Annotated in this window: 2 protein-coding genes; both read left to right on the top strand. The window is 62.3% G+C overall.

Going from position 1 to position 4,402, the window contains the following annotated elements; translation table 11 throughout:
- Nucleotides 1-1,533 precede the first annotated feature (1,533 nt).
- Complete coding sequence (locus FJ404_19430) at nt 1,534-3,300, top strand: DUF1080 domain-containing protein (protein MBM3825023.1); 1,767 nt, start codon at nt 1,534-1,536, stop codon at nt 3,298-3,300.
- On the top strand, nt 3,297-4,037 hold the full coding sequence (locus FJ404_19425; protein ID MBM3825022.1) for a sialate O-acetylesterase: 741 nt from the start codon (nt 3,297-3,299) through the stop codon (nt 4,035-4,037). Before FJ404_19430 ends, FJ404_19425 begins: the two co-directional genes overlap by 4 nt.
- Nucleotides 4,038-4,402 lie beyond the last annotated feature (365 nt).

Here is a 4,402-nt window from a genome sequence, read left to right as displayed (position 1 = left end):
CGGAGGAGAAGATATTCCTGAACCGGCTGGAACGGACGGGGGTCAAGTTGGAATGGGCGCAACACAAGCGCACTGCGGAGTGGGCCAACTTCAAGCAAGGCATGCAGGTGGTCTGCTGGCGCGACATTCATACGGCCGACACTCTGAAGATCAACGGCTCCGAACAAGTGGCTGGCAGTGGGTCCGGCAAGCGAGACACGTTGCGACTCGGCCTTGAGGTCACCATCGGCTTCGCGAAAGCAAATGCCAGGGCTTGGAAGGCGTCCTGCGTCTGGATTCCTCGCGTCCCTCGCATCGAAGTCCCCGGCCCGGGCAAGGACGAGATTTGGCGAGCGGATTCCGCCTGGGGCGATGTGGCCGACGGTTTGCAGGCCAGCCTGGAAGTGAAGCAACGTCAGATCCAGCCCGGTGAAGACATCACGCTCACCATGAATCTGCGCAACGTGCGGCCCGCGGGTGGCGATCCGGTCAACGATCCGGTCCGAGTCTGGGACAACAAGTATTCGGAGGGCTATCGCGCTGACTTCTATCTGGTCGTCGCGCCGGACGGGCAAAGCCGCATCCTGCGGCGAGCTGTGCAACCCGAATGGGACAAGAATGTTCCCACGCCGATCACGATCGAACCAGGCAAGTCCTGGACCCTTGCGGGCATTGCGAACGATGCGATCGTCAAGTCGCTCAAAGAGCTCGGGCTCGACACGTCCCAGGAGGGCATCTACACGATTACTGCTTACTACGAGGCGAATGCCAATCCGGGACCCAAGCCTACCGGCCCCATCCCGTTCTGGAGCGGTCAGATCGCCACGCCACCGGTCGAAGTCCGCGTGGGCAAAGGTGAATTCAAGGCGCCGGCGCCGGACAAGATCAAGGCGACAGCGGACGCGCAGACGCTTTACCTCCGCTCCCCAATCACGGTGAAGGAAGTGGCGACGGCTGCCCCGGCGCCCGAACTGTGCGTCCGCTCGGCCAAGCAACAGGGTCAGTTCGATCTGGAACTGCGAATGCCCGGCAAGGGCGCCAACCCACGGATGACCGTCGAGGCGGGCAAGTGGGGCACGCTCGAAGTGGCTGGCGATACGGCGACGCAGCTGAAAATCCGCCCCCAGCTGAAAATCCGCGCCCGCGTGAATGCGGAGAAGGAAGCGGCCCGCGTGAGCTGCCAAGTGACAGTGGCCGTAACCGGCGGCTTCAAGCAGTGGATCGCCGAGGACGAACCTTGGTCGACCGGTGAGTGGAAGGCGCTCAGGGAAGATGAGACCGCAGTGGTAGCCAACAAGCCTCTCGATGCGGCACAGGCGGCCGTGATTGCTCAGGCTGCCATCGAAAAGTTCCTTCGCGAGAAGCATCCGGACAAACTGCGCGGGCTGAAGCTGGTTCGCCCGGTGGAGTTGGTCCAGCCGTTCAACACGCCGGCCTACTGGCAAGCCGTCTACGATGCTGACAGCGGGCGCGTTGGCATCGGACTGACGGTGCAGGTGGATCAAAAGAGCGGCCAGCCTTCGGTGATGGTGACAAGAGGCGGGCGGTGAAATCATGAAGCACCGACTGATCATCGTTGGGATGCTGTTGGCGGCGGCGATTGGGTGTGACGCCGCCGGCACCATTTCCGGCGTGAAGGAAATTCGTCTCAGCCGGGGCGTACCCAACAGCCCTTCCGCCGACACCGTCACCATCAAAGACCCGGCGAAGGTCGCTGAATTCCTGGCCACGATCAAGCTGGAGAAGAAGAGATATGCCAGCGCGTGCCTCCATCTGGAATCGGCCGTGTTCGTGAAGGACAAGGGCGAGATCAAGGTGTCGCTCTGCGAACACTGCTTCGACTTCGACGGCAAGTCCTACGTGATGCCGGACGGCTTCTATTCGCTGTTTGAGAAGGCATTTCCCAAGTCCGTCCAGCACGACTCCCCAATCCAGAAGAATTCCCGGCAGACCGGTAACCCCGGTTCCCCAATCACGGTTACACCGGTCGCCGGCAAGCCGGACGTGAAGCAGCCGCGAAATGAGTTTCTCTGCACCACGCGCGACTATGCGGATTTCGAGCTGCGGCTCCAATACCGGCGCGGCGACAACAACGGCGGCATCCAGTTTCGCAGCGAGCGCGTTCCGAAGCACCACGAGGTGAGCGGCTATCAGGCAGACTTCGCGCCGGGCATTGATGGCTGCCTTTACGACGAGTCGCGGAGGAACCGGTTCCTCGCCGTGTATGGCGTGCCGGAGGTGGATCTCGCAAGCGACGCGGGGCGTCCGGGCGCGCTGATCAAACAGGCGCAAGCCGCGCGCCCGGAGAACGAGAAGAAGCTGAAGATCGGCGAGTGGAACCGCTACCGCATCCGCGCCGAGGGACCGCGCATCCGACTGTGGATCAACGATGTCCTCACCGTGGATTACACCGAGAAGGATCCGAAGATTCCGCTCACGGGAAAAATCGCGGTGCAGATCCACAGCGGCGCGACCGAAATTCGCTACCGGAACATCGTCATCGAGGAACTGAGCGCGAAGGCTGTGAACGTAAAGATCTCGCGGCAATACGATGCGGAGCGAAGGGATTTTACCCTTGAAAGACAAGACGCTGGGCATCTGGGTGACAACGGGTGGCGGGAGAAGGAGTATTACTGCGGGACGGGGAAGTCCTTTGTCATTCTGCCGGTGAAGCCGGCCGCTGATGGAACGAAGCCGTGGCTGTTGTTTGCGCCGACTATCGAGGATAAGCCGAATAAAACCCACGAATGGATGTTCAAGCAACTGTTGGCTAACGGCTTTACGATAGCCGGCATTAATGTCGGCGAGTCGTCTGGCAATCCGGAAGGCCGTGCGGCCTTCACGAAACTCTATGAACATCTGGTCCAGGAGTACGGCGTGGCCAGAAAGGTGTGCCTGTTGCCGCAAAGCCGCGGCGGCTTGATGGTGTACAACTGGGCGGCTGAGAATCCAGACAAGGTCCAGTGCATTGGCGGCCTCTACCCGGTGTGTGACATCGCAAGCTATCCAGGGATTCTCGGCGCGAGCAAGGCATATAGAATGACGGAAGACCAGTTGAGGGAAAAACTTGCCGAACATAACCCGATCGACCGGCTGGAGCCTCTGGCCAAGGCGAAAATCCCAATCCTGCATGTCCATGGCGATAAGGATGGTGTCGTGCCCCTGAAAAAGAATTCCGAGGTGCTGCACAACCGTTACCAGGCGCTCGGTGGTCCATCCAAGTTGATCGTTGTTCCGGGCAAGGGTCATGAGGTGTGTCCTGAGATTTTCAATTGTCAGCCGCTGGTGGATTTCTTCCTGCACTATGGTGATTTCCGATGACCCGCATCGCCACCATCCTCGCCTGCCTCGCGCTGCCGTTCGCCACGCTCCGGGGCGCCGAGGAACCGCTCCTCGTGTTCGTGCTAGCCGGCCAGAGCAATATGGACGGCCGGGCCCAGGTCGCCGATCTCCCGGCCGACCTCAAGGCCGAACAGGCGCAGGTGCTCGTCTACGCCGGTGGCGGGACCTGGAAGCCGCTGAAGCCCGGTGGCGAACTGTTCGGGCCGGAGGTGAGCTTCGGCGCGACCATGGCCGCGGCGCTCAAGAAACCCGTGGGCATCGTCAAGGTCGCCAGGTGCGCTACCAACCTGGCCGAGCAGTGGAACCCGGCTACGAAGGGGGACTACACGAGGTTCGCCGACCAGGTCAAGGCCGCGCAGAAGTCGCGCCCCGTCCACGTCGCCGGCATGCTCTGGATGCAGGGCGAGTCGGACGCCAAGGACCCGGCCATGGCCGAGGCCTACAAGAAGAACCTCGCGGCCCTGGTCGCCAAGGCGCGCGCCGACTTCCAGGCGCCGGACATGGTTTTCATCGCCGGCCGGGTAAACCCGCCGAAGAGATACCCGCACGCGAAAGCGGTGCGCGCCGCGCTGGAGGATCCGGGCGTCCCGAACTACGCCTGGGTGGACTGCGACGGCCTGAAGAAGTCCGACGACCTGCACTACGACGCCGAGGGCCAGGTCGCCCTGGGTCGCCTCTTCGCCGCCGAGGCCCTGCGCCGGCTCCAGAAGCAATAAAATGAAGTGTCCCTCCTATCTGTGGGGCGCAACGCTGGGTGAATCAGCCCGACCTCTGAAAGGCAAACGGTAATGGCAACATTTGACATCCGGGAATTCGGGGCCGTCGGTGCAGACGCAGGCATTGACACGGCCGCCATCCAGGCGGCCGTGGACGCCTGCCATGCCGCGGGCGGCGGAACCGTCGCCATCCCCCCGGGCCGGTTCCGGACACTTTAAGGAGGCCATATCATGAAGAAAGCACATCGATGGGTTCTGCTCGCGGCGGCGATCGCGGCACTGGGCCGAGCCGGGGTCTCGGCCGCCGAGACTGAGTACAAACACCCGGTCGCGGTCATCCCGTATGCCGCCAGCAAGCCGGTCAT

This window comes from Verrucomicrobiota bacterium (assembly GCA_016871495.1).
GTDB lineage: Bacteria > Verrucomicrobiota > Verrucomicrobiia > Limisphaerales > VHDF01 > VHDF01.
The sequence above is the reverse complement of the archived record's forward strand: the minus strand, read 5'-3'. Positions and strand labels throughout refer to the sequence as shown.

Coding starts and splice junctions, on each gene's coding strand:
- FJ404_19430 (MBM3825023.1), top strand. CDS start 1,534: ATGAAGCACCGACTGATCATCGTTGGGATGCTGTTGGCGGCGGCGATT.
- FJ404_19425 (MBM3825022.1), top strand. CDS start 3,297: ATGACCCGCATCGCCACCATCCTCGCCTGCCTCGCGCTGCCGTTCGCC.